Below are 23,282 nucleotides of genomic sequence, written 5' to 3'. Positions count from 1 at the left end.
GAGAGCGCTCATTCATATTAGTTTCAACACCATCTAGCAAACAGAAAAGGGGAAGAAAAATGAAATGGAGAGACCGTAAGTTCGGGGAAGAGTCGCCATACATACCAGCTGGTCCGTTTAAAATCAGATTGCCATTTATCCATTACCGGTTTGAATGGCCGGATTACATTCAAGGATTATTGATGTGCGCAGTTGATTTATCTGCTATTCCTTTATTGATTGAATTACTAGGCATGCCTTTTGAAGTGGCATTGGCGATCGTTGTTTTGAATGGTGTTTTCTATTTGCTGCACCATCTGCTTGGCGATCCGGCAGTTCCTGGCTGGATTACACCAGCTATTCCTTTGATCATGCTTTATTGCATGCAATTCCCGGAAGGGCCGGAAAGAGTGCACGCACTCATTGCGTTTCAAATGACTTTGGGGATTTTATCGCTTTTCCTGGGAGCTACAGGATTGGCGTCGAAAGTTGTGCAATTGGTTCCTTCTGCGATTAAATCAGGGGTAATTCTCGGTGCCGGTTTTGCAGCCGTCATTTCTGTTTTTGAAGTGGGCGGCCGTTTTGAAACTTTCCCTTGGACGATTTCAATCGCCATCGGTATTGGATTTTATCTCCTGTTCTCTAAACATTTTAGCAAGCTGCGAAACAAAAATATATTTTGGAACACAGTCGGAAAATTAGGGGTCTTTCCGATTATCGTTTTAGCTATTATTTTAGCACCGCTTTTCGGTGAAGCTTCATGGCCGAAAATTGAATGGGGTATCAGTTCACCAGACTTCATAGGACTGTGGACTAATTATACGCTGTTCGGGCTTGGCTTCCCGCCGTTAATGTTGTTTTTAACTGGGCTTCCGACAGTCTTGGCTACCTACATCGTTCTTTTTGGGGATGTACTCCAAACCAGTGCATTGGTTAAAGAGGGAGGCAAAGCACGGCCAGACGAAAAATTGGATTACAATCCGAGCCGTGCCCATTTGATCTTTGGTACAAGAAACTCTGTAATGAGCGTTATCGGACCAGACGTTACCATGGCCGGACCTTTATGGTCAGCGATGCAAGTGGTCCTTGTCGAACGGTTTAAAGAAGGGCGTAAAGCGATGGATTCGTTCTTTGGAGGTGCGGGATCTTTCCGCTGGGGAACGAATACAGGATTATTCCTGCTGCCAATTGTCACTTTAGTACAACCGATTCTCGGAGTTGCGCTCGCCTTGACTTTATTGATCCAAGGATATGTCAGCGTCAAAGTCGGAATCCTGGAGGCGAAAAGCCAACGTGACCTTGGAATTGCTGGAATCATGGGCGCAGTATTATGTGTCAAAGGCGCTGCTTGGGCGTTTGCCATCGGAATTGGCCTGTGCTTACTGATTTACGGCAAAGACTTCTTTAAGGGTGAAACCGACCAGACTTTCACAAAAGATGTAGAAGGTCTGCAAGATAAATTGGAATTGGAGGCTGAAAAACGTGAGAAAAAAGTTATATAGAAACGGAGAATGGGCAGAGGCTGAAGAATACTCGGATTTGCTGTCGCCTTATTCTTCTGAAAAAATTGCTGAAATACCAAAAGCGAGTTTGGCAGATGTACAACTTGCAATCGATTCAGCAGAAGCTGCAAAAAAAGCGATGTCTCGTTTGACTGCTTATGAACGTGCACAGATTTTAGAGCAGCTGACTTCACTCTTTATCGAACATAAACAGAAAGCAGCGGAAATCATTGCGTTGGAATCGGCCAAGCCGTTGAAATACGCCTTGGCCGAAATTGACCGGACGATTGAAACCTATAAATTCGCAGCAGAAGAAGCAAAAAGATTGACGGGTGAAATGATCCCTCTGGATGCCGCGAAAGGCGGAGCAAATCGGATTGGCTATACGATGCGAGAGCCGATCGGTGTGGTGGCAGCGATTACGCCATTCAACTTCCCACAAAATTTAGTGGCCCATAAAGTCGGTCCAGCTATCGCAGCGGGTAATACGATCATCTTAAAACCGGCTTCCCAAACACCGCTTTCTGCTCTTTTCTTGACAGAGCTTCTCGATCAGACGAATTTGCCAAAAGGGGCTTTTAACGTGGTGACTGGAAGCGGCAAAACGGTTGGCGACGCTTTAGTCGAAAGCGAGTCAGTCCGGATGATCACGTTCACCGGCAGCCCTGAAGTCGGAAAAGGCATCCGCGACAAAGCAGGATTGAAGAAAGTATCACTTGAACTCGGTTCAAATGCGGGTGTGATCATCGATAAAGGGGTAAATATGGAAGCGGTAGTCGAAAAGGCGGTTACAGGGGCCTTCTCAAATCAGGGGCAAGTCTGCATTTCCCTTCAGCGCATTTACATTGTAAAAGAACAGATGGAAGAATTTCTTGTTCAATATAAAGCAGCAACGGAGCGCATTGTGATCGGTGACCCACTGGATGGCATGACGGACCTTTCTGCCATGATTTCACAAAAAGAGCAAACGCGTGCGGAATCTTGGGTGCAGGAAGCGGTTTCGGAAGGGGCATCGTTAATCACCGGAGGGACAATTGAAAACGGCATTTTCCAGCCGACGATTTTGGCGAATGTCCGACGAAATTCAAAAGTTTCCTGCATGGAAGTGTTTGCACCGCTTGTCATCGTCAATCCGATTGACACGGTTGAAGATGGGATACGGGAAATCAACGATTCCGATTTCGGCTTGCAGGCTGGAATATTCACGAACGATATCAGCACTGCATTTAGCGCTTCACGAAGCCTGGAAGTGGGAGGCGTTATCATCAATGACATTCCGACATTCCGGGTTGACCAAATGCCTTATGGCGGCGTAAAAGAAAGCGGCAATAGCAAAGAAGGGCTAAAATACGCGATTGAAGAAATGACGGAAATGAAATTGGTTGTGTGGAACCACAACCCATTGCAATAAACCGAAGGAGGCGTGGAAACGATGTCGCATAAAATTACTTTTACACCACTCAGTTATACTGGATGGGGAGCGCTCGACCATTTAACAGATGAAGTGAAAAAATTGAACGCCAGCAATATTTTAATCGTAACAGATCCTTTTTTAGTGGATCTTGGAATTTCGGATAAGATTGAAGCACCTTTAAAAGAACAAGGCTGGAAAACGAGCATTTATACTGAAGTGGTTCCAGAACCGCCGCTTGCGGTTGGCGAAAAATTGGTCGCTTATACAAAAGAGCATCAATTCGATTTGGTAATCGGGCTTGGCGGCGGCAGCGCCTTGGACCTTGCAAAATTAGCGGCAGTATTAGCTACTCACGAAGGGAAAGCTGCAGATTACTTGAATCTGACTGGAACGCGTGAAATTTCAAATAAAGGCATCCCGAAAATCCTGATTCCTACAACTTCCGGAACCGGATCTGAAGTGACAGATATCGCTGTCTTATCGCTTGAAACAACCAAAGATGTGGTAACTCATAATTGCTTGTTGGCGGATGTCGCGATCGTGGATCCTGAATTAACCGTTTCATTGCCGCCAAAAGTAACAGCTGCGACTGGCATCGATGCATTGACGCATGCGATAGAATCCTATGTTTCCGTAAATGCCAATCCCGTAACTGATGCTTTGGCGCTGCAGGCAATCCGCTTGATCAGCGGTTCTATTCGCACAGCGGTAAATGAAGGCGATCATAAACAAGCGCGTTCGGACATGAGCTATGGCAGCTATTTAGCGGGGCTCGCGTTCTTTAATGCGGGTGTTGCCGGAGTTCATGCACTCGCTTATCCACTCGGCGGCCAATTCCATATTTCACACGGCGAATCGAACGCGGTCTTGCTTCCGTATGTCATGGGTTATATCCGTTCGAGCTGCGAAAAGCGCATGAAGGATATACTGGAGGCGATGGGAGTCAGCTCAAATCAATTGTCGCAGCAGGAAGCTTCCTACAAATGCGTGGAAGAGCTGAAGCGATTAGTGGCGGATGTCAACATTCCATTGAACCTGCAAGGGTTTGGCATTACACAAGAGGCCCTCGATTCCTTAGCGGATGACGCCATCAAACAGCAGCGGATTCTTGCAAGAAGCCCAATGCCCCTTGAACGCGATGATATTTTCACGATTTACCAATCGGCTTATTACGGCGAAATCAAAGAAAAATAAATGGCTGCTCGAAGAAAAAGAACCGAAAACCAAGGGAGTAAATCCCGGTTTCCGGTTCTTTTCTCTTTATAAATGTATGGTTTCAAGTGGTGGTCTCAACTGCTTCTTCCGCGTCCAAGAGGATGCCAAACTTTTCTTTTAATAGCTTTGACTTTTCTTCTGCGGACAATTCTTTCTTCGTTTTCTCGCCATTTTCTGAAATGGTCAGCTGCATGCCGGATAAAGTAATGCGGCCGTTCGGCGTTGCTTTAGTGACCAAATCGTCATGGGTGAATGGCGATTCTCTTGAGACTTGATTGAAAATACAGCCTTCGTGGAACTCTGCAAGCATGCGTTCGTCAGTAGTGAATCGGTAGAGAATCTGCTGATTTCCCTCATTCTCACGGACTAAATCATAGCAAAGCCCATCACGTTCAATCACTGAATAAGTCCCGCTATTGTCTGTATGGCGTTCGCCGCCAAGTGGAATTGGATTGACGGTTGAGTCCCCGAACCCAGCATCCACTAAATAAGGTCTATCCAGATTAACGAGAATCGCAGCATGGGTATCGGCTTTTGTCCAAGTGCCGTCGGGTTTCATAACGGTTGCGGAAATCAATTTTGCATCGAACCCGAGCTCTTTCAACAACCAATGGAAAAGGCCGTTGATTTCATAGCAGTAGCCTCCGCGCCGGTGGGTGACGATCTTTTCATAAATGTTTTCAAGGTTTAAATAAATCGGTACTGAACGAATGACATCCAAGTTTTCAAATGGCACATTTTGCATATGCAGCGACTGGAGCCGGGCCAGATCCTGCAAATAAAGCTCTTCAACCGGATAAGCGTTAAAACGTTTCAAATAAGCAGTTGTATCCATAACATCAGCATCCTTTTCCGTTTAATAACATGCCATTATCATAGCACGGACGCAACTGAAGGCCGAAACCTTTTGCTTCTATTAAAGTTCGGAATTTTGGATGTGAATTTGCTGGCAGTTAAAATGCGCCGGATCCGCCGCCACCGCCGCCAACTCCGCCGCCCGATGAAACACTCGAACTGCCGCCGCTTGCAGAAGCGGAAGTATTGGAACTTGCTGCGACGAATACACCTGACAATAGAATTGGATTGAAGTACAAGGCAGAATCCGTTTCTTCTGTATATTGTCCTGCTACGGAAAAGCTTCGTGATTTTTTGTCAAGCTGTTTGCCGTCTACTGCGAGAAGATAGGCATAAGCGCGGATTTTATCATCTGCAGTTAATTTTTGCCATTCACTGGCAGGCAAGTTTTCCATTGCCTTGCGCATTTTTTTCCATTGGGCTTTAACGGTATGTCCTTCTACTGTCAACGGTGAATAGAAGAGGGCAAAGCTTACTGCGATTAAAGAAACTAAAATAGAAAGCGCCATAACCGGGTAAATTTCATAGATCCCTGTATAGATTGCAAGCCCTGCGGCGGCGGCACTGATTGCGCCAGAAAGGAGCCTGATACCAGAAACTTTTTCTTTAAAATGATGGGCTTTCACTTCATCCGCCACTTCCCGATTCCATTTCGCTATCGCATCATTATAAGCGGAGTGATTCAATTCTTTCTTTGAATAAGCCTCCACTTCGGATAAGTTAAAAGTCTGGCCATCACCGATTTTATGGAATAATAAATCGATCAAAGTCTGTTCATGCGGCCATTGGGCTTTTTTACCAGTTAATTCAAATTGATCCTCTGAAAGTTGTCTCACATTCTTTTTCCGCACCATCTCCATTAAAGCGGCAGCTATTGCATCCGGTGTTAAATAAGGAGAATGGGTGAAATGGACGGTGGCAGGAAGGCTGAGTTTTTCATCTGGCACATAAAACCCGCTTTGTTTGTCTTCAATTTCCTCTTTGTTCTTTCTGGCATTCCAATATGCAAAAAGAAGCAGCAATGCAAGCGTTAATCCGAGTGCTGGCAACGCGGATTTCCCGATTGCCGAGGCCGTGTTTTGGTCAGCTGCAAAAGCCGCGGCTTCCTCTTCCTGCTGTTTACGGTCTTCTAATAGCAGATCTTTCACTGTTCCACCTGATTGAGCGATGCCGGAGAATAATTCCCCTTCATAGATAACCCGGATATCTCCATTGGTTCCTTCAGGCACTTTCCCTAACTTAAAGACCACCGAACCTTCGTCGCTAGCTATCCCTTTTTCAAACGCTTCATCGTATCCGAGAAATAATACTTCGTCAGTTGAAGAGGGAGGATGGATTGCTATGGTCATTTGTCCGTAATCACTTTCGTTTCGATCATCGAAAAACGGCCAATAAAATTCAGCGCCATCTTCGAACTTTTCAATAGCTCCTTCAATTACATAATTGAGTGTAATTGTAATCGTTTCATCGTCGCCACTACGATAAATTTTATAAACACTTTCTTCTTTGTCGACTTTTAATTTCTTCTTTTTATCATGTGCTGTAAATCCGGTGATTTCAGTGCCGGATTTTGGTTTGAGTTCCCTTGTAATTCCTTCAAAATCTCCGTCGAATTCATAAGTGAACTCTTCTTCAACCGCAACATCGCCATTTTCCAGCAATTGCGCGTCGATGGTTGCTTCATTGATTTCAAAATCCACTGCAAAAACCGTGACAGGCAGGAGAAAGAGAAACATTACGAGCAAGGGCATTAATTTTTTAATCTGCATTTGTCATCACCTCTGTCTAGTTTACGTATTGTGATGTTGTAAGTTTCAAAAACATTCATCTTGCAACAGCGTAATTTTCTTATAGTAAGCTTGATTCGTTAAAAGTTTCAAGCCAGTGGGCATAAAATGATTTTACTTGGGGTATAAGAGAAAGAATGGAATTTAAAAACCGGATGCCGAATCGGCGGTTATAATCTGCGAATGAAAGATGCAGCGTCCGCACGGCAATCCAATTAGAAACCAGGCAATGAGACTTGGACTGGAGGCAGCGGCTTATGGAAACCAAAGCAATCGAAAATATGAACAGGGGAATTGTGACAGCCTTATCAGCAATCGGCATTGCACAAGGACTGAAAATTTTAACCCATAAGAAAGTAACAGGCAATTGGGATTGGAAGCAGGCATTTACGACAGGAGGCATGCCGAGTTCCCACTCAGCAGGTGTATCTGCTTTAGCTTCTTATGTGGCAGCAAACAAAGGGACAGGCCATACGGAAACGGCGCTTGCCGTCGTATTCGGCACGATCGTCATGTACGATGCGCAAGGAATCAGACGCCATACGGGGGAAATTGCCCAATTGGTCAATGATTTGGAAGATAGCTTTGTTTCATTGACAGGAGATTTTCCAAGCTTGAAGTTTGAAAAAAGGGAGAAAGAATTAAAAGAGCTTCTTGGGCATCAGCCAATCGAAGTGCTCGGTGGAGCATTATTCGGTGTTGTTCTTGGGCTGATTTCAGCAAAAATTGAAAATGAAGAAAGAGGCAAGCATAGACGAGCACGCAGACGCTCTGACCGAAACTTGCGAATAAATCGAAAATAAAAATTGAATGTTGGAAAAAAGCGCTTTGATTTTCAATCAAAGCGTTTTTTTGTATTCTAATAAGAAGAATTTTGTAAAAAATTTCATTATTATTAAAAAAATATTCCATTTATTACGATAAGATAGTCCTTGTATATGGAAACTTGAAATAGGGTAATAAGAATTAGTTTTATTGATATAGCTTATGCATCCATTAGATATAGTTTTGCGATAAAACTGAACACAACCAAGATCTTCTGTCTAAAATTATCACATTCATTATAATCAAATTTTGGAGGTCGAAAATTATGAAAGAGCTCCCGCTTGCATACAATTACCCCATCGTAATCATTTCTGTCGTAATCGCGATGTTCGCTTGTTCGACTTCTTTTGAATTGCTTAAGCGATCTTTTATGAAAAATTCAAAAAGCCATTTATGGCTAATTTGCAGCGCTGTGATTATGGGTCTGGGTATTTGGTCCATGCATTTTACAGGGATGCTTGCTTATAAAGTGGATATAGGGGTTTCATACGACGGGTTATGGACGATTTTGTCGATGGTCTTGGCGATCGTTTCCGCTCTTTTTTCTTTTTGGGTTTTGCGCTTTGGCAAAGAAAAACAGAGAATATTAGTGTTGGCGGCATTGTTAATGGCTGTCGGCATTTGTTCGATGCATTTCGTCGGAATGCACGGGATGATTTTATCTGCGAATATGGTCCATGATCTGCCTCTAGTCGCTTTAGCCGGCATATTTGCATTTGGAATATCTTATTTTTCATTTCTTGTATTTTCAAGTGTAAAGAACCATCCCTATTCTTTATTTCATCTTCCTGTCGCCCTTTTGATGGCAGCGGGTGTTTGTGCGACCCATTATACGGCGATGGCTTCTGTCACATTCGTGCGTACCCAAAGTGAAAATCAGCATGTCCACGTTTCATTTCCGCATTTCATGTTAAATACCGACTATATGTTGATGGGGATTGTGATTGCCACGCTCATTTTTTCGCTATCATGCATAGCTTACTAATGAAGGATAAAAGAAAAACAGAAGAAAACATCAATTTTTTAGCCTTTCATGACAACTTGACTGGATTAGCAAATCGCTTACAATTGACTAAGCATATAGAAATGGCTGTAACGTCTCCAAAGCAGCAGGAGTTAGCGGTAATTTATGTAGACCATGACCGGTTTAAAATCGTCAACGATACGATGGGACATGATTATGGAGATGAATTGCTGATTCAAGCAAGCACTCGGCTTCGGGAATGTGTTCGCAAAACTGACCTTGTGGCTCGCCAAGGCGGGGATGAATTCATTGTTCTGGCGAAAGACGTAGATCGTAAGGATGCTGCAATCATCGCAAAGAAAATTATCCATTGTTTTTCAAAGCCGTTCTATTTAAAAGGCGAGGAATTCTTCATGTCAGCAAGCATTGGCATCAGCACTTATCCTAAAAATGGAAATCAAGTGAGTGAACTGATTAAATTCGCAGATAAGGCCATGTATGAAGTGAAAAAGCACGGCAAAAATAATTATCAGTTTTATCTACACGAAGAAAAAGCTGAAGTTGAAAAGAAGTTGAAATTGGAGCAGGGATTAAAACGGGCGCTGGAAAACGAAGAGTTTGAACTTTATTATCAGCCGAAAGTAGAACTGGATTCTCAGAAGGTGTACGGGGTAGAGGCATTGATCAGATGGAATCATCCGGATCTTGGAATGGTGCCTCCTTTGGATTTTATCTCGATTGCAGAACAAACGGGAATGATTTTGCCGATTGGCGATTGGGTATTAAATGAAGCGATCCGCCAAAATACGAAATGGTTAAAAGAGGCAAGAAGATTCAGATGGCGATCAATGTTTCGAATCTTCAATTAGAAGATCATCTATTCATTGAAAAAGTAAGGAAAGCGCTTGAGATCCATCAACTTCCTGCTAAATATCTGGAATTAGAGATAACTGAAAGCGTCATGCAAAATATTAGCCATTCGGCTGCACTTATTAATGAGTTGAAGGGAATCGGTGTGTTGATTTCTATAGATGATTTTGGAACCGGCTATTCTTCACTTAGCTTGTTGAATAGTTTGCCGATTGATATCGTAAAAATTGACCGTTCTTTTATAAACGATATGTTATTGAGCAGAAATGCTTCAGTTTTGGTTAAAACTATTATAGAAATGGGAGACAATTTAAACTTCCGGTTAGTCGCTGAAGGCATTGAAGATGAAAACCAGTTAAGTTTACTCATCGACAAAGGCTGCCATTACGGACAAGGCTATTTGTTCAGCCCGCCGCTGGCTGTAGCTAAGTTCGAGAGGTGGCTACAAGCTAAATGAATTGAGAGATCCGCTTGAAAAAAAGCCGAACGCATTTCGCATTCGGCTTTTTTCTATCGGTTTTTTAGATGGTTAGGAGAATTTGTTGTTGCTGGCATTGAGATGATGCTTGTTGTAGCGGTCGATGGCCGCAAATAAGATAGCGAGGATGATAAACATCAAAAGGCTGACATACCACGGCATTTCCGTTATCGCTTGGCCGAATGCTGTGTAGAGAATAGCAGGCATGATAAGGCCCAATGTTGAAAAGTACATATACTCCCGCAAGTTTTTGGTCATCTCCATTAGATACAAGGACAATAAATGGAAATGAATAAAAGGCATAATGCGTAATATCATCACTTGCCCGACAGATAGCGCCCGGTCCGGAAACATTTTGTCTTTAAGCCTGGACATTTTATCGCGAAAATTTGGGAATTTATTGACCAATACATAAGAGACGAAGCTCATGAGGGACAAGCCGATAAAGGAAAGCAGCGCTCCTTCAAAAAATCCAAAAACCACGCCGCCCACGATACATACGACAATAACAGGGAGGAATAAGATCGGTCTGATTAAATGCAAAATCACAAAAAGAATAGGAGCTAGCCACCCAAAGCTTTCAATGAACGTTTCAAGGGTTTGATCGAAATGATCCATAACTATTTCTCCTGTCTGTAAAGGTTATCCTATTGTTGAAGATAAGCTAAGCTGAATTTAAATGCAAGAGATTGAGATTGAAGCGGGCTTAAAGAACGTCTTATATAAAGGACTTTCCCGAAGGAGTCTAAAATTAATTCCGAATTTAAGGGCGGGCGAAATCACATAAATTTAACATGCTAAAACCGCTGTGCATAAGCGTTTCAGTCGAATTTCCGCCCTTTTTATGGTAAAATAATATTATCTACTTTGAAAGGGATGTGCTGCAATTTGGCTAATTCGAAAATCTCAAAGTCCCTTATTAAAGGGGCAAAATCCACTGAAAATTTTAACGGAAATATTGAAATAAAACATATTGTCATATTAGGCGATTCGGTTGCTTATGGTTATGGAACAAGAGGGGGTATTGCAAAATACCTGAAAGAAACATTCCACACCAGTACAGTAACAAATTTAGGGATTAATGGTTTAACGAGCAACGGGTTAGTCGATCGCCTTCGAACCGGCAACTGGGACGAGACCTTAGCATCTGCAGATATGGTGCTTTTGAATATTGGCGGCAATGATCTGCTCCGTGGCTTTAAAGGGAGCGGCGCAAAAGGGCTGGTCAAACAGTTTTCGAATTTGAAGAAAATTTACCGTAAAAACTTGCTGGAAATCTATCAGCATCTGCGGGGCCTCAATGAAAAACTGTTGATTGTCCAAAATAACCTGTATAATTCCATGAAAAAAGAAGTGCAATATTTCGGTTTCACCAATTTGCTATTCCGGATGTGGAATTCAGCAATCGGGGAAGAAGGAATCATCATCTCACGTACGGAACCGATGGGGAAAAATCCTTCCATCTGGCTGGACGCAATCCATCCGAATGAAGAAGGCTATAAAATGATGCATGAGCTTCTTTTAAAAACCTTGGCTTCTACAGGCATCTCCATTCCAGCCAGAGAAGCTGCCACTCCCACAAGACATTCTTAACTTTAAAACTGCCAGGTTTGCTCCTGGCAGTTTTTTTATTGTATTTTTTTGAAGAAATAATATTGCAGTATATTGACTTAAGAAAATTCTAATAATATAATTAGAAGCATTCGTAATAAATATCACTTTTTTAAGGAGGATGAATACGTAATCAAATTAAGAAGAAGTCATTTTTGAAATTAAAATTCTATAGTAATTGCTATTTTATGAAAGCGTTTACTAAATAGATAGAAAGAGGTGCCATATGATTACATTTTTTGTGTCGATTATTATACTTATCATTGCTTATTTTACATACGGAAAATTCATTGAAAAAATGTTTGCACCTACAGAGTCCCGAAAGACGCCGGCTCATGCGAACGGCGACGGAGTAGACTTTGTTCCGATGAACAAACATAAAAATGCAATGATTCAACTTTTGAATATTGCCGGAACGGGTCCGATCTTTGGTCCGATTATGGGAGCTTTATATGGTCCTGTCGCTTTCCTATGGATTGTCATCGGTTCGATTTTCGCTGGAGCTGTCCACGATTATCTTACAGGAATGATTTCCATCCGCAATAAAGGGGCGCATATTCCAGAACTGGCTGGGAAATTCCTCGGAAGCGTTTCAAAACATATCGTAAACGTGTTCGCATTGTTGCTGCTTTTATTGGTCGGTACGGTATTCGTTACGACACCGGCTTCGCTGTTATCCATTTTATTGGACGGGAAAGTGGCTATAGCCGTACTGATTGGCGTCATCTTTTTGTATTATTTCTTGTCGACCATCTTGCCGATCGATAAAATCATCGGACGCCTTTATCCGTATTTCGGAGCTGTTTTGCTGATTGGTACACTCGGCGTCGGTATTGCACTTGTCTTCTCAGATTATAAGATTCCTGAATTGTCATTGACGAATTTGCATCCGGATAATTTACCGATCTTCCCAATGCTGTTCTTTACAATTACATGCGGAGCTTTATCCGGATTCCATGCAACACAATCACCAATCATTTCACGGACTGTACAAAAAGAATCACAGGGCCGCTACATCTTTTACGGTATGATGATTGCTGAAGCGATCATTGCGATGATCTGGGCTGCTGCATCAATGAGTATTTTCGATGGGCAGACATTAAGTTCGATGATCAACTCAGGTACACCATCAGCTGTCGTAAATGAAGTTTCGATGACATTGCTTGGTGCTGTGGGGGGGACCATCGCCGTTCTCGGTGCTATTGTTCTGCCAATCACTTCAGGTGACACGGCTTTCCGTGCCGCCAGATCTATTATTGCCGACTACATCAAATTGGACCAGCAGAAAATAATGAAGCGTTTGATCATTGCTATCCCATTATTTGCAGTGTCTATCATGCTCACTCAAATTGACTTTAACCTCTTATGGAGATATTTCTCCTGGGCAAATCAGGCAACTGCTGCCATCGCTTTATGGATCGGTACGATGTATCTATACATCCAAGGCAAGAATTACTTGGTTGCGATGGCACCGGCCATTTTCATCACGTATATGGTGTTCGTTTATATATTAAATCAAAAAATCGGTTTCAATCTCGATTTGAACATTTCCTTTATTGTTGGTTTGATCTTAACAATTGTCATCGTGGCAATGTTCTATGCGAAAGCAAGGAAGAACCGCATTGACAATGTGGAAACCGCCGTAGCCGTAGAGTGATAAAAAAACTGGCCGAACTCATTGGAGTTCGACCAGTTTTTATTTTCCTGTTTTTGAAGGGGCTTCCAAGATGAACACCATATAACCTAAATCTTTTTCGAAATTCCAATCAACAAATGTCTCGATGACTTTTCTTTCAACAATAGCTTCTATGCTGCTGATATCCAACATTTTCCGCTCTAAGGGCCGTTTGGCCATTTTTAATTCTTCTACAACGCCGATGCCGATCAGTTCTTTCTCGAGCTGGATTAAGATTCCGGACCGTTCCACCAAAATCATGCGGTCATTCAACCAGACAAGCTTCGTCTGTTCTGGAGTTTTTTCAGCTTTTGCACTCGCTTTATTGATTTCGCCTTCAAAAGCCTTATGATCAACTTCTTTAGGCCACGGCATCTCTTTTTTTCCGTCATCCGCTTTAATCACACCGATGATCAAACCCGTTTCATTCTGCAAATCCCAGTCTGCATAGATTTCCTGAATTTCAAGATTGGCAATTTTCCATAATTCCAAAATGATATCCGACCGCAACTCATTCAGTAATAGATCCCGGATTTCCATAACGCGTTTCCTTTCATTTTGTTTCAAGAGGATTTTTTCCATCGGCCCTATAAATCCGCGAAGATGGATAGCTAAATAAGGACCATTGATAGCGACGAATACGGAAGTGGGGCCCTTGCCGAAATTGGTACGCAATAAAGTCGAAAAATAGCCGCCAATCAAAGATTCTGTTGTTTTTTCTTTTGCCATAGCAATTCCTCCCGACACACATAAATTTTACTAACAGGTTTATTATTCCTCTGATGAAAGGCCCTCCAGGCTTTTCCAAACTTCCGGAAGCATAGAAGAGAGTTCGTGGGCCAATAAGGTATGGGGCGATTTCGTTTTCGTCCAATGTTCTGCGCATGCACCGTGCAAATAAACTGCATTTAATACCGCGTGTTTCCAGTTGTCATGGCAGCACAGCATCCCGAGCATCATCCCAGTTAGCGTATCGCCTGTGCCGCCTTTTGAAAGTGCGGAATTGCCGGTCGGATTTGTCCAAGCTTCACCGTCCGGAAAGGCAATCACCGTTTTGGGACCTTTCAGGACGATTGTGGCATCGAGTTCTTTTGCTAAGCGTTTTGCATTTTGTGCCTTATCTTTCGCGATCTGTTCTACCGGGATTCCACTGATTTTAGAGAACTCACCGGGATGCGGCGTCAAGATGGTGGGTGCATTTCTTATGGGATATGCTCGTTTTGATAAAGCTCCGGCATCGAGTATGACCGGAACTGCTGACTCAAATAATTTCATTAAGTTCTGTTCTATCTGGCTATCCGGAATTTTACCAGGACCGATGGCGATCGCTTTATATGCATCTAATTTAAAGTTGTTGGTAGAGAGTGTTTCTTCGATATTTCTTATATAGGTGGCTTCAGGCAGAGAAGGGAGGATCATCGGAATTACTTCCGATTCTGTTGCGATTTCCAGTTTCCCTAAACCGCTCCTCATGGCGCCAAGACCCGCGAGAAGCGCAGCACCGGGCATATCACGTGTTCCGGCAATCAATAAACCTGTCCCGAAGCTTCCTTTATGCCCATCTGCACTGCGAGTAGGCAAAGTGGATTTGACTTGCTGTTCGTCCCAAGCTGGAACGTCCTCATAATGAGCTGGCAATATTATTCAACCGCCTTTCGTATTTTAAAGAAATCTTGATGTTAGAATATACCCGTAAACGCCATTCGTTTAACAAAAGAAAGCCATCCACTGTTAAATCCATCTTAAAACGCTCATAGTAAGAATAATTTTTTGAACAGTATCAAAAAACTGACTTTTTGAATAGCCTTGCGCCGATTAACTTCGAAGCTCATAATTAATAGCTGAAGAAAAGTAAGGAGACTTTAGCATGAATACACCACTGAAAATGAAAAAAATAACGCCGGAATTTGATCCTTGGGAAGCGTATATGGACATCGAACAGCACGGCAAATTGACTTTGTCGAGCATTGAATTTACAACGACGTATCTTTGTAATATGCGCTGTGAGCATTGCGCGGTCGGCTATATGCTGCAGCATAAAGACCCGGATGCCTTGCCGATCGATTTGTTGATCGCCCGCCTTGACGAAATTCCGCATTTACGGACCATCAGCATTACAGGCGGCGAACCGATGTTTTCCAAAAAGTCTGTCGAGCAAATCGTTTTGCCGTTGATGAAATATGCACATGATCGCGGCATCCGTACCCAGATGAACTCGAACCTGACGATGCCGCTTGAACGGTATATGCTGATTGCCCCTTATTTGGATGTCTTGCATATCTCCCATAACTGGGGCACGATTGACGATTTTGTGGATGGCGGATTTGCCAATATGGAACGGAAGCCTCCGCGAGAGCGGCGCGCTGAACAATTTCAACGCATGATCGATAACAGCAGGGCTCTCGCAGAAGCAGGCGTCATGGTATCTGCTGAAACGATGCTTAACAAGCGGACTTTGCCGCATCTTGCAAAAATCCACAAGCAAGTGATTGAAGAAATGAAATGCGCACGCCATGAAGTGCATCCAATGTACCCAAGCGATTTTGCGAGCCAGCTCGAAGTGCTGACGCTCGATGAAACACGAAAAGCGATCCACGAATTGCTGGATGAGCGAAATGAAGAAGTGTGGATGCTCTTCGGTACGCTTCCGTTTTATCCTTGCAGCATGAATGACGAAGACATCAAATTATTGAACCGAATTCGAAGCAGCAAAAATGTCACGGTCCGGAATGATCCGGATGGCCGCTCCCGGTTGAATGTCAACGTCTTTACGGGTGAAGTGATTGTTACCGATTTTGGAAACACTCCGCCAATGGGCAATATCCAGAACGACTCGCTCCCTGTGATGCTTGATCGCTGGCTCGAACGTCCGCTGGCAAAAACAATTGCTTGCCATTGCCCTGCTGTCAAATGCCTAGGGCCGAATCTGCTCGTAAAAGACGCTTATTACGAGGATCAGGATTTTTTGAAGAATAAAGCAAGGATATAAAATGATATGGAAGCAGGAGGGCCGAACCGGTCTTCTTGCTTTTTTTATTTTCACCTTATCCATTGGTCATATTTTGGAAGTTTGCTAAAATGGATGAATATTCTATTTATTCGACAGGAGGAGAAAAACAATGCCGCAGCAATTAAGGGATCGGGTTTTTATCATCGACGACCATGATTTGAATGTCGAAGAACGGACGGGTACGTATGTCTTAACCGAAGACGAGCTGACCTTGATCGACACGTGTGCCAGTCCATCTGTTCCTTTTATTAAAAAGGGGCTCAAGGAAATGGGATTTTCTTTGAACCAGGTGAAATACATAATTGTCACCCATATCCACCTGGATCATGCCGGAGGAGCAGGTTTATTGCTTCAGGAATGTCCAAACGCGAAAGTGGTCGTCCATCCTAAGGGAGCGCGTCATTTAGCGGATCCGAGCCGGTTGATCGCTGGAGCAAAAATGGTCTACGGCGATAAATTCGAGCAATTATTCGATCCGATTGCACCTATCCCAGAAGAGCGGCTGCTTGTTAAAACAGAAGGGGACCATCTGGATATCGGTCCTGGCTGCCGATTGGAATTCTGGGATACGCCGGGCCATGCGAAGCATCATTTTTCCATCGTCCATCCACCGAGCAACGGGATCTTTGCAGGGGATACAGTGGGCATCCGCTATGAACAATTGGCGAAAGACGGCATTGATTTCTTTCTGCCTTCGACTTCACCGAACCAATTTGATCCTCTTGCCATGCAGTCAGCTATCGAACGTTTTAGAAGCGCGCGGTTTGCTGCGATTTATTATGGCCATTACAGCATGTCTACCATTCCGGAAGAAGCATTGGTTCAAGTGGAACAGTGGCTCGGCATCTTCGTAGATGAAGCAAAATCAGTAATGGCAGAAGGAGGGAGCCCTGCCGAGTTAGCCGGTAGATTAATGAAGCAAGTAAAGATTCATTTGGATGCATTGGGTGTCCCGGAAAACCATAAAGTATACGAAATTATCCAATTGGATCTTGAAGTCAGTTCCATGGGCTTGATGGACTCACTCAGCAAATAAGGGATTGCTTCGCTCGATTTCGGGTAAACATTCCGTAAGAGGGAAAAACAATCAAAGGAGTGAGACGATGGAAGATAAAAAAAAGCAAGAAGATAAAGAACAAGAAGAATTTACAGAAATGCCGAATGCGGATCTTCCGGATTTCGAGCCGGAACAAGATGAAGAAAAACAGCTGGAGCAGTTCAAGAAAACGGCAAATACCGGAAAAGAAGATCATGAAAAAGAATAAGATGCAAAAAAGGGGCTGTCCCAAAAGTAGTTTGGGACAACCCCTTTTCTTATGAAACGATCGATTTTACATACGCTTCGACTTCATCCGAAGTGCCGAGCGCTAAAATGCGTTCTGTGTGGCTAGCCATATCGGCTTTTGATAATTTGCTGATTTGTGCACGCGCTTTAAGGATGGAAGAAGCGCTCATTGAAAATTCATCAAGCCCGAGGCCGAGCAAGATCGGGATGGCAATTTCATCGCCAGCCATTTCTCCGCACATGCCTGTCCATTTCCCTTCACGATGCGACGCATCAATGACCATTTTGACCAGGCGCAAAATCGCCGGGTTGAATGGCTGGTATAAATAAGAAACTTGTTCGTTCATACGGTCTGCAGCCATCGTGTACTGAATCAAATCGTTCGTACCGATAGAGAAGAAGTCCACTTCTTTGGCAAACGCATCGGCCATAACAGCAGTGGACGGAATTTCCACCATGATTCCCACTTCGATGCTGTCGCTCACTTCAATGCCTTCTTCAAGCAATTTCGCTTTTTCTTCAAGCAGCAATGCCTTCGCATTGCGGAATTCTTCCAAAGTAGCAATCATCGGGAACATGATTTTCAAATTGCCGTGGATGCTGGCACGAAGCAGCGCACGAAGCTGGGTCCGGAACATATCCGGCATTTCCAGGCATAAGCGGATAGCTCGAAGGCCTAAGAACGGATTGAGTTCTTTTGGTAAATCCAAGTAGGACAGCTCTTTGTCGCCGCCGATATCCAAGGTGCGGACAACGGTTGGTTTGCCTTCCATTGCTTTAAGAACCGATGCATACGCTTCGTACTGCTGTTCTTCTGTCGGAAATTCTTCTCGTCCCATATAGAGAAACTCTGTCCGGTAAAGTCCGATTGCTTCGCCGCCATTTTCAAGAACACCTGTCGTATCTTTAGGGGTTCCGATATTTGCGCCGATTTCGACTGCTTGGCCGTCAGCCGTAACAGTGGCTTCATTTTTCAATTTTGCCCATTCTGCTTTTTGTTCTTCATGCTGGGCTTTTTTCACTTGGTACTCGGAAATGGTTGCCGCGTCTGGATTGATGATGACTTTGCCATCCAATCCGTCGACAATCACAAAAACGCCGTTTTCGATTGTTGCCATCAGTGATTTTGCACCGACGACAGCAGGAATTTCAAGTGTGCGCGCAAGAATTGCGGAATGTGACGTGCGCCCGCCGATTTCAGTGACGAATCCTTGCACAAATTGCGGATTTAATTGAACTGTATCAGATGGCGTCAAATCCTCTGCAATGATGACCACTTCTTCTGAAATCATGCTTGGGTTTTGAATCGAGACACCAAGAAGGTGGGCGAGGACCCGCTTCGTCACATCACGGATATCGGCAGCCCGTTCCTTCATATACTCATTGTCCATCGCTTCAAACATTTCAACGAAACCGTCCGCTGTTTCTTTCAAAGCGGATTCAGAATTTTGTTTATCATTCGTAATTTTTTCTTTGATCGGTCCAATCAATTCGGGATCGCTGAGTACGAGCAAATGTGCACCAAAAATTGCAGCTTCTTTGTCGCTAATCTGCTCGCGCGTCCGTTGTTGGATCACTTCAAGTTCGGCTAAGGATTTAGCTAAGGCAGCGTCTAACCGCGAAACTTCTTTTTCGGGATTTTCAACCGTCGTTTTTTCCACGTTCAGCTTTGGGTTTTCCAATCTGAAAGCTTTAGCAAAAGCGATTCCGTTTGAAGCCGCAATTCCAGAGAGGGAAGTGCTCATTGATCAGCAAGCCCTTCAGATTTCATCACCTCTGTAATTTGTTCGATGGCTTCGTTTTCATCTTCGCCATCAGCTGCGATTGTAACGGTTGATCCTGAAGAAACGCCTAAAGACATAACGCCTAAAATTGATTTCAAGTTTACTTTTTTGCCTTTATGCTCCAATGTGATATCCGATTTAAATTTAGCTAATGAGCCGACTAAAGCGGATGCTGGACGTGCGTGGATACCTGCTTCATCTGTAATTGTGAATTGTTTTTCTACCATGTAAAATTCCTCCTAAGATAATGTGATTGAGTTTGCTTGATATCAAATCATTCATGAGCGATTTTGAAAGGTAAAATAGCTATTTGAATGTTTTTGACTGCTTATGAATGATTATGATTGATTTTGGAAGGGTTTTCAAGTATTATCTACTTAACCTTAAATAAAGAGGGTGCAAAGATGCTGACGAATGAACGCCACGAATATATTTTGGGCTTGCTTGACCAAAAACAGACCATCAAAATTCAGGAAATCGTAGATGAAACTGGAGCTTCTGAATCAACCATCCGCCGAGATTTGACGGAACTTGAAAATCGGCAGCTTTTAGTGCGCGTATTCGGCGGTGCCGTTGTGCCTGGCCGCAACCTTTCTGAACCGAGCATCTCCGACAAGTCGACACGGAATCTTGAAGAAAAAATCAAGCTCGCGAAATTTGCTGCATCTTTTGTCCAAGAAGGCGATAGTGTTTTTCTTGATGCCGGAACCACAACTTTTCAAATGATTCCTTTTTTAAAAGACAAAGATGTGGTCGTTGTCACAAACGGGTTAACCTTAGTAGATTCCCTGAACGAACACGGCATTACGACTTACCTGACGGGCGGATTGATGAAATCCCGTACCGGTGCTATGGTCGGCTCCCAGACCATTCAATCCTTGATGAATTACCGCTTTGACCTTTGCTTTCTTGGCGTAAACGGTTTTCATCCCGATTACGGCTATACGACACCGGATCCGGAAGAAGCGGCTGTTAAAAGGCTTGCCAGTTCTTACGCGCGAAAAACCTACATCCTTGCAGACCATACAAAAGCGAATCAAGTCAGCTTCGCCAAAATCATGGATCTGGACAGTGCTGATTTGATTGTGAATGAAATTGATCAGCAGATGATGGAACAACTGGAAAAAAAGACGACAGTAAAGGTGGAGAAACGATGATCTATACATGTACGATTACGCCGTCTGTTGACTACACCACGTATTTACCCTCTTTTGAAAACGGAAAACTGAACCGTACATCAGAGGTATTCTATTATCCCGGAGGCAAAGGAATCAATGTCTCCCGCGTCTTAAAGCGATTGGGAGCCCACAATAAGGCGCTAGGGTTCATAGGTGGATTTACAGGCAATTATATAGAAGATTTCCTTCTGCGTGAAGGTGTTGAGACAGATTTTATTGAAACTGCTGAAATCACCCGCATAAATGTCAAGATAAAAGCGGCAGAAGAAACGGAATTGAATGGGCCGGGACCTGCGCTTAATGTAAACGACTTAGCACAATTGACTGAAAAAATAAACAACATGAGTGAAGGAGATTGGCTGGTTCTTGCCGGCAGTTTGCCGGATTCGATTCCAGCATCGTATTACAGCCGCCTCGCTGAACTTTGCAGGGGGCGGAATATCCGTTTTGTTTTGGATACATCAGGCCCCGCTTTAAAAGAGCTGGTGAAGTTTTCGCCTTTTCTGATCAAACCGAACATCCATGAGCTGGGAGAACTGTTCGATGCCGACATTTTTACAAAAACAGAAGCTTTGCAATATGCCAAGAAATTAGTGGCCGGTGGAGTTAAGAACGTGATTGTTTCTCTCGGAGGCGATGGTGCATTATTCGTCAATGAAAAGTTGGCATTTGAAGCAAAAGCGCCAGTGGGTAAAGTAGTCAACACCGTGGGATCGGGAGATTCACTCGTTTCTGGATTTATCGCATCGTTTTGCGAAACGGAAAATCCGCTTGAAGCGTTTAAATACGGCGTAGCTAGTGGGAGCGCCACCGCTTTTCGTTCAGATCTTTGCCAAAAAGAAGATGTGGAAGCGTTGATCGGGGAAGTGCACGTGAAGGAAATAAAACATGGGGATGTGAGCGTATGAGAATCACACAATTATTGACTGAACAAACCATCATCTTGGATCTTAAGGCTGGCTCGAAACAAGAAGTGCTTGCTGAAATGATCAGCCAATTGGACAAAGCGGGGAAATTAACCGATTCGAAGCTTTTTCAAGCTGATATCCTAGCGCGGGAAGAACAAAGCACAACTGGAATCGGCGATGGCATTGCGATTCCGCATGCTAAATCGAAAGCGGTGAAATCGCCGGCGATTGGATTCGGACGCTCGCGAGAAGGACTGGACTATCAATCACTCGATAGCCAGCCCGCTCATTTGTTCTTCATGATCGCTGCTACAGAAGGTGCAAATGACGATCATTTGGAAGCGCTGTCTCGCCTTGCAACATTTCTGATGGATAGCAAGTTCCGTGATCGAATGCTTGCCGCAACAACCAAGGAAGAAGTGCTCCAAGCGGTCACTGACAAAGAAGCGGAAGTGGACGGCACAGACGGAGAAGCTGAAGCGAGCACACCTGCAGCTTCAGGCAAGAAAATTCTAGCGGTCACTGCTTGTCCGACAGGCATTGCCCATACGTATATGGCTGCTGAGAAACTGAATGAACGCGCGAAAGAGCGCGGCATCCAATTGAAAGTGGAAACGAATGGCTCGAGTGGTGTGAAAAACCGGTTGACGGATGCAGAAATCGCAGAAGCGGACGCCATCATAGTAGCGGCTGACACGAAAGTGGAAATGGCCCGTTTTGCCGGTAAACCGGTAATCCAAACGAAAGTCGGAAAAGCGATCTACGAAACGGACGATCTGCTCGACCGGGCAATTGGCGGAGATGCACCGGAATACAAACACGACCGGACAAAAGAAGACGCAAACGACGGCGACTCAAAAGGCGGCTTTTACAAGCATTTGATGAACGGCGTTTCGAATATGCTGCCATTTGTCGTAGGCGGCGGGATCTTGATTGCGATTTCTTTCTTCTGGGGCATCAATGCATCGGACCCAGCAAGCCCGGATTACAATGAATTTGCTGCGATGTTGAACACAATCGGCGGCGGCAATGCCTTCTTCTTGATGGTGCCGGTGCTTGCTGGATTTATCGCGATGAGCATTGCCGAGCGGCCCGGGTTTGCGCCGGGGATGATCGGCGGTTTGATTGCCATTACTGTCACGGGTGTGGAAGAAGCAAGCGGCGGCTCCGGTTTCCTTGGCGGCTTGATCGCTGGATTCCTGGCAGGTTATGTGACGCTTCTCGTTAAAAAAGCATTCTCGGTGTTGCCTGATGCACTCGAAGGACTTAAACCGGTCCTGTTCTTCCCGGTATTCAGCATCGCCATCACCGGCATCATTATGATGCTTGTGAACCCGCAGCTGACAAAAGTCTATACAGCGATTTCATCATTCCTGGAAAGCCTGGGCGGAACGAATTTGGTGTTGGTCGGCTTGCTCCTCGGCGGTATGATGGCGATCGATATGGGCGGCCCTGTCAATAAAGCGGCTTATACATTCGGCATTGCGATGCTGGATGCGCAGAATTTCAATTTCATGGCAACCGTCATGGCGGCCGGCATGGTGCCGCCGCTTGGCATGGCGATTGCTACGACGCTTTTCAAAAATAAATTCACGAAGCCGGAACGGGAAGCCGGGAAAACAGCTTACGTTCTCGGTGCTTGCTTTATCACAGAAGGCGTTATTCCTTTTGCAGCAGCTGACCCGGCTCGCGTCATTCCGGCGTGTGTTGCAGGTGCAGCCGCTACGGGCGCTTTGGTGATGCTGTTTGATATCGGACTGCGTGCACCGCACGGGGGCGTGTTCGTTATGGGTCTCGTTGACGGCGGCATAACAAAAGTGTTGTTCTATGCACTTGCAATTATTGCAGGTGCTGTCATTACGGCAATCGTTGCAGGGCTATTAAAGAAAAAAGTGGCTGCAGCAGTATAATTAAAAAACCGTCTGGATCTGTTGAGATCCAG

The 23,282-nt window shown here is 44.2% G+C and carries 20 protein-coding genes and 1 pseudogene; 14 read left to right on the top strand and 7 right to left on the bottom strand.

The features are described 5' to 3' along the window. The first annotated feature begins 59 nt into the window (after positions 1–59). The 3 genes from AC2EXB_RS09950 to AC2EXB_RS09940 are packed head-to-tail and all read left to right on the top strand — an operon-like array spanning position 60 to position 4,089. Positions 60–1,481, top strand: coding sequence for a hypothetical protein (locus tag AC2EXB_RS09950; protein ID WP_483601228.1), 1,422 nt, complete (start codon positions 60–62; stop codon positions 1,479–1,481). After that, positions 1,462–2,892: an aldehyde dehydrogenase family protein gene (locus AC2EXB_RS09945; protein WP_483601227.1), complete on the top strand. Its 1,431-nt coding sequence runs from the start codon at positions 1,462–1,464 to the stop codon at positions 2,890–2,892. The genes AC2EXB_RS09950 and AC2EXB_RS09945 overlap by 20 nt, the downstream gene beginning before the upstream one ends. Positions 2,893–2,913: 21 nt before the next feature. Beyond that, a complete protein-coding gene (locus tag AC2EXB_RS09940) occupies positions 2,914–4,089 on the top strand; it encodes an iron-containing alcohol dehydrogenase (protein ID WP_483601226.1) in 1,176 nt (391 codons plus the stop codon). 82 nt (positions 4,090–4,171) lie between these two features. On the opposite strand, the gene AC2EXB_RS09935 is transcribed toward AC2EXB_RS09940, so the two are convergent. Further along, on the bottom strand, positions 4,172–4,945 hold the full coding sequence (locus AC2EXB_RS09935) for an arylamine N-acetyltransferase family protein (RefSeq protein ID WP_483601225.1): 774 nt from the start codon (positions 4,943–4,945) through the stop codon (positions 4,172–4,174). Positions 4,946–5,063: 118 nt separating this feature from the next. Continuing rightward, positions 5,064–6,734 (bottom strand): DUF2207 domain-containing protein, encoded by a 1,671-nt coding sequence (locus tag AC2EXB_RS09930; protein ID WP_483601224.1) that lies wholly within the window; start codon positions 6,732–6,734, stop codon positions 5,064–5,066. Between the two features lie 290 nt (positions 6,735–7,024). Between AC2EXB_RS09930 and AC2EXB_RS09925 the strand changes: the two genes are divergently transcribed. The 3 genes and pseudogenes from AC2EXB_RS09925 to AC2EXB_RS09915 all read left to right on the top strand — a co-directional run bounded on the left by AC2EXB_RS09925 (position 7,025) and on the right by AC2EXB_RS09915 (position 9,868). Continuing rightward, positions 7,025–7,555: a divergent PAP2 family protein gene (locus AC2EXB_RS09925; RefSeq protein ID WP_483604736.1), complete on the top strand. Its 531-nt coding sequence runs from the start codon at positions 7,025–7,027 to the stop codon at positions 7,553–7,555. Between the two features lie 287 nt (positions 7,556–7,842). Further along, a complete protein-coding gene (locus AC2EXB_RS09920) occupies positions 7,843–8,562 on the top strand; it encodes an MHYT domain-containing protein (protein ID WP_483601223.1) in 720 nt (239 codons plus the stop codon). Continuing rightward, a pseudogene (locus AC2EXB_RS09915) lies at positions 8,547–9,868 on the top strand (putative bifunctional diguanylate cyclase/phosphodiesterase). Before AC2EXB_RS09920 ends, AC2EXB_RS09915 begins: the two are co-directional and overlap by 16 nt. Before the next feature lie 72 nt (positions 9,869–9,940). Here the strand turns inward: AC2EXB_RS09915 and AC2EXB_RS09910 are convergent. Further along, on the bottom strand, positions 9,941–10,507 hold the full coding sequence (locus AC2EXB_RS09910) for a TVP38/TMEM64 family protein (protein WP_483601222.1): 567 nt from the start codon (positions 10,505–10,507) through the stop codon (positions 9,941–9,943). Positions 10,508–10,777: 270 nt separating this feature from the next. On the opposite strand from AC2EXB_RS09910, the gene AC2EXB_RS09905 reads away from it, so the two are divergent. Together AC2EXB_RS09905 and AC2EXB_RS09900 are read left to right on the top strand one after the other, a co-directional pair. Further along, positions 10,778–11,482 (top strand): SGNH/GDSL hydrolase family protein, encoded by a 705-nt coding sequence (locus AC2EXB_RS09905; protein ID WP_483601221.1) that lies wholly within the window; start codon positions 10,778–10,780, stop codon positions 11,480–11,482. A gap of 244 nt (positions 11,483–11,726) precedes the next feature. After that, positions 11,727–13,157 (top strand): carbon starvation CstA family protein, encoded by a 1,431-nt coding sequence (locus tag AC2EXB_RS09900; RefSeq protein WP_483601220.1) that lies wholly within the window; start codon positions 11,727–11,729, stop codon positions 13,155–13,157. 39 nt (positions 13,158–13,196) lie between these two features. Here AC2EXB_RS09900 and AC2EXB_RS09895 read toward each other — a convergent pair whose 3' ends face one another. Next, complete coding sequence (locus tag AC2EXB_RS09895) at positions 13,197–13,904, bottom strand: Na-translocating system protein MpsC family protein (RefSeq protein ID WP_483601219.1); 708 nt, start codon at positions 13,902–13,904, stop codon at positions 13,197–13,199. 42 nt (positions 13,905–13,946) lie between these two features. Next, positions 13,947–14,813, bottom strand: coding sequence for an NAD(P)H-hydrate dehydratase (locus AC2EXB_RS09890; protein WP_483601218.1), 867 nt, complete (start codon positions 14,811–14,813; stop codon positions 13,947–13,949). A 229-nt stretch (positions 14,814–15,042) separates the two neighbouring features. Between AC2EXB_RS09890 and yfkAB the strand changes: the two genes are divergently transcribed. The 3 genes from yfkAB (at position 15,043) to AC2EXB_RS09875 (ending at position 17,450) form a co-directional block, all read left to right on the top strand. After that, positions 15,043–16,164, top strand: a complete 1,122-nt coding sequence (gene yfkAB, locus AC2EXB_RS09885) for a radical SAM/CxCxxxxC motif protein YfkAB (RefSeq protein ID WP_483601217.1) — start codon at positions 15,043–15,045, stop codon at positions 16,162–16,164. A gap of 130 nt (positions 16,165–16,294) precedes the next feature. Continuing rightward, positions 16,295–17,221 carry an MBL fold metallo-hydrolase gene (locus AC2EXB_RS09880; RefSeq protein WP_483601216.1) on the top strand — a complete coding sequence of 309 codons (927 nt, stop codon included), beginning with the start codon at positions 16,295–16,297 and terminating at the stop codon, positions 17,219–17,221. 67 nt (positions 17,222–17,288) lie between these two features. Continuing rightward, positions 17,289–17,450 carry a hypothetical protein gene (locus tag AC2EXB_RS09875; protein ID WP_251473290.1) on the top strand — a complete coding sequence of 54 codons (162 nt, stop codon included), beginning with the start codon at positions 17,289–17,291 and terminating at the stop codon, positions 17,448–17,450. Positions 17,451–17,499: 49 nt separating this feature from the next. Here AC2EXB_RS09875 and ptsP read toward each other — a convergent pair whose 3' ends face one another. Continuing rightward, entirely contained in the window at positions 17,500–19,215 is a 1,716-nt protein-coding gene (ptsP, locus tag AC2EXB_RS09870; RefSeq protein WP_483601215.1) for a phosphoenolpyruvate--protein phosphotransferase, read from the bottom strand. Continuing rightward, positions 19,212–19,481 (bottom strand): phosphocarrier protein HPr, encoded by a 270-nt coding sequence (locus AC2EXB_RS09865; RefSeq protein ID WP_483601214.1) that lies wholly within the window; start codon positions 19,479–19,481, stop codon positions 19,212–19,214. Before AC2EXB_RS09865 ends, ptsP begins: the two co-directional genes overlap by 4 nt. A 177-nt stretch (positions 19,482–19,658) precedes the next feature. On the opposite strand from AC2EXB_RS09865, the gene AC2EXB_RS09860 reads away from it, so the two are divergent. Genes AC2EXB_RS09860 through AC2EXB_RS09850 form a run of 3 tightly spaced genes read left to right on the top strand, consistent with a single transcriptional unit; the run spans position 19,659 to position 23,250 of the window. After that, entirely contained in the window at positions 19,659–20,411 is a 753-nt protein-coding gene (locus AC2EXB_RS09860) for a DeoR/GlpR family DNA-binding transcription regulator (RefSeq protein ID WP_483601213.1), read from the top strand. Continuing rightward, a complete protein-coding gene (pfkB, locus tag AC2EXB_RS09855; RefSeq protein ID WP_483601212.1) occupies positions 20,408–21,340 on the top strand; it encodes a 1-phosphofructokinase in 933 nt (310 codons plus the stop codon). Before AC2EXB_RS09860 ends, pfkB begins: the two co-directional genes overlap by 4 nt. Next, complete coding sequence (locus AC2EXB_RS09850; RefSeq protein ID WP_483601211.1) at positions 21,337–23,250, top strand: PTS fructose transporter subunit IIABC; 1,914 nt, start codon at positions 21,337–21,339, stop codon at positions 23,248–23,250. The genes pfkB and AC2EXB_RS09850 overlap by 4 nt, the downstream gene beginning before the upstream one ends. The last annotated feature ends 32 nt before the right edge of the window (positions 23,251–23,282 follow it).

The organism is Planococcus alkaliphilus, assembly GCF_057031095.1.
The sequence above is the reverse complement of the archived record's forward strand: the minus strand, read 5'-3'. Positions and strand labels throughout refer to the sequence as shown.

What these genes read in the sequence shown, in the direction of transcription:
- yfkAB (WP_483601217.1), top strand. Translation starts at nt 15,043, where the DNA reads ATGAATACACCACTGAAAATGAAAAAAATAACGCCGGAATTTGATCCT.
- AC2EXB_RS09860 (WP_483601213.1), top strand. Translation starts at nt 19,659, where the DNA reads ATGCTGACGAATGAACGCCACGAATATATTTTGGGCTTGCTTGACCAA.
- AC2EXB_RS09920 (WP_483601223.1), top strand. Translation starts at nt 7,843, where the DNA reads ATGAAAGAGCTCCCGCTTGCATACAATTACCCCATCGTAATCATTTCT.
- AC2EXB_RS09850 (WP_483601211.1), top strand. Translation starts at nt 21,337, where the DNA reads ATGAGAATCACACAATTATTGACTGAACAAACCATCATCTTGGATCTT.
- AC2EXB_RS09875 (WP_251473290.1), top strand. Translation starts at nt 17,289, where the DNA reads ATGGAAGATAAAAAAAAGCAAGAAGATAAAGAACAAGAAGAATTTACA.
- AC2EXB_RS09895 (WP_483601219.1), bottom strand. Translation starts at nt 13,904, where the DNA reads ATGGCAAAAGAAAAAACAACAGAATCTTTGATTGGCGGCTATTTTTCG.
- AC2EXB_RS09935 (WP_483601225.1), bottom strand. Translation starts at nt 4,945, where the DNA reads ATGGATACAACTGCTTATTTGAAACGTTTTAACGCTTATCCGGTTGAA.
- AC2EXB_RS09865 (WP_483601214.1), bottom strand. Translation starts at nt 19,481, where the DNA reads ATGGTAGAAAAACAATTCACAATTACAGATGAAGCAGGTATCCACGCA.
- pfkB (WP_483601212.1), top strand. Translation starts at nt 20,408, where the DNA reads ATGATCTATACATGTACGATTACGCCGTCTGTTGACTACACCACGTAT.
- AC2EXB_RS09900 (WP_483601220.1), top strand. Translation starts at nt 11,727, where the DNA reads ATGATTACATTTTTTGTGTCGATTATTATACTTATCATTGCTTATTTT.
- AC2EXB_RS09940 (WP_483601226.1), top strand. Translation starts at nt 2,914, where the DNA reads ATGTCGCATAAAATTACTTTTACACCACTCAGTTATACTGGATGGGGA.
- AC2EXB_RS09950 (WP_483601228.1), top strand. Translation starts at nt 60, where the DNA reads ATGAAATGGAGAGACCGTAAGTTCGGGGAAGAGTCGCCATACATACCA.
- AC2EXB_RS09930 (WP_483601224.1), bottom strand. Translation starts at nt 6,734, where the DNA reads ATGCAGATTAAAAAATTAATGCCCTTGCTCGTAATGTTTCTCTTTCTC.
- AC2EXB_RS09910 (WP_483601222.1), bottom strand. Translation starts at nt 10,507, where the DNA reads ATGGATCATTTCGATCAAACCCTTGAAACGTTCATTGAAAGCTTTGGG.
- ptsP (WP_483601215.1), bottom strand. Translation starts at nt 19,215, where the DNA reads ATGAGCACTTCCCTCTCTGGAATTGCGGCTTCAAACGGAATCGCTTTT.
- AC2EXB_RS09880 (WP_483601216.1), top strand. Translation starts at nt 16,295, where the DNA reads ATGCCGCAGCAATTAAGGGATCGGGTTTTTATCATCGACGACCATGAT.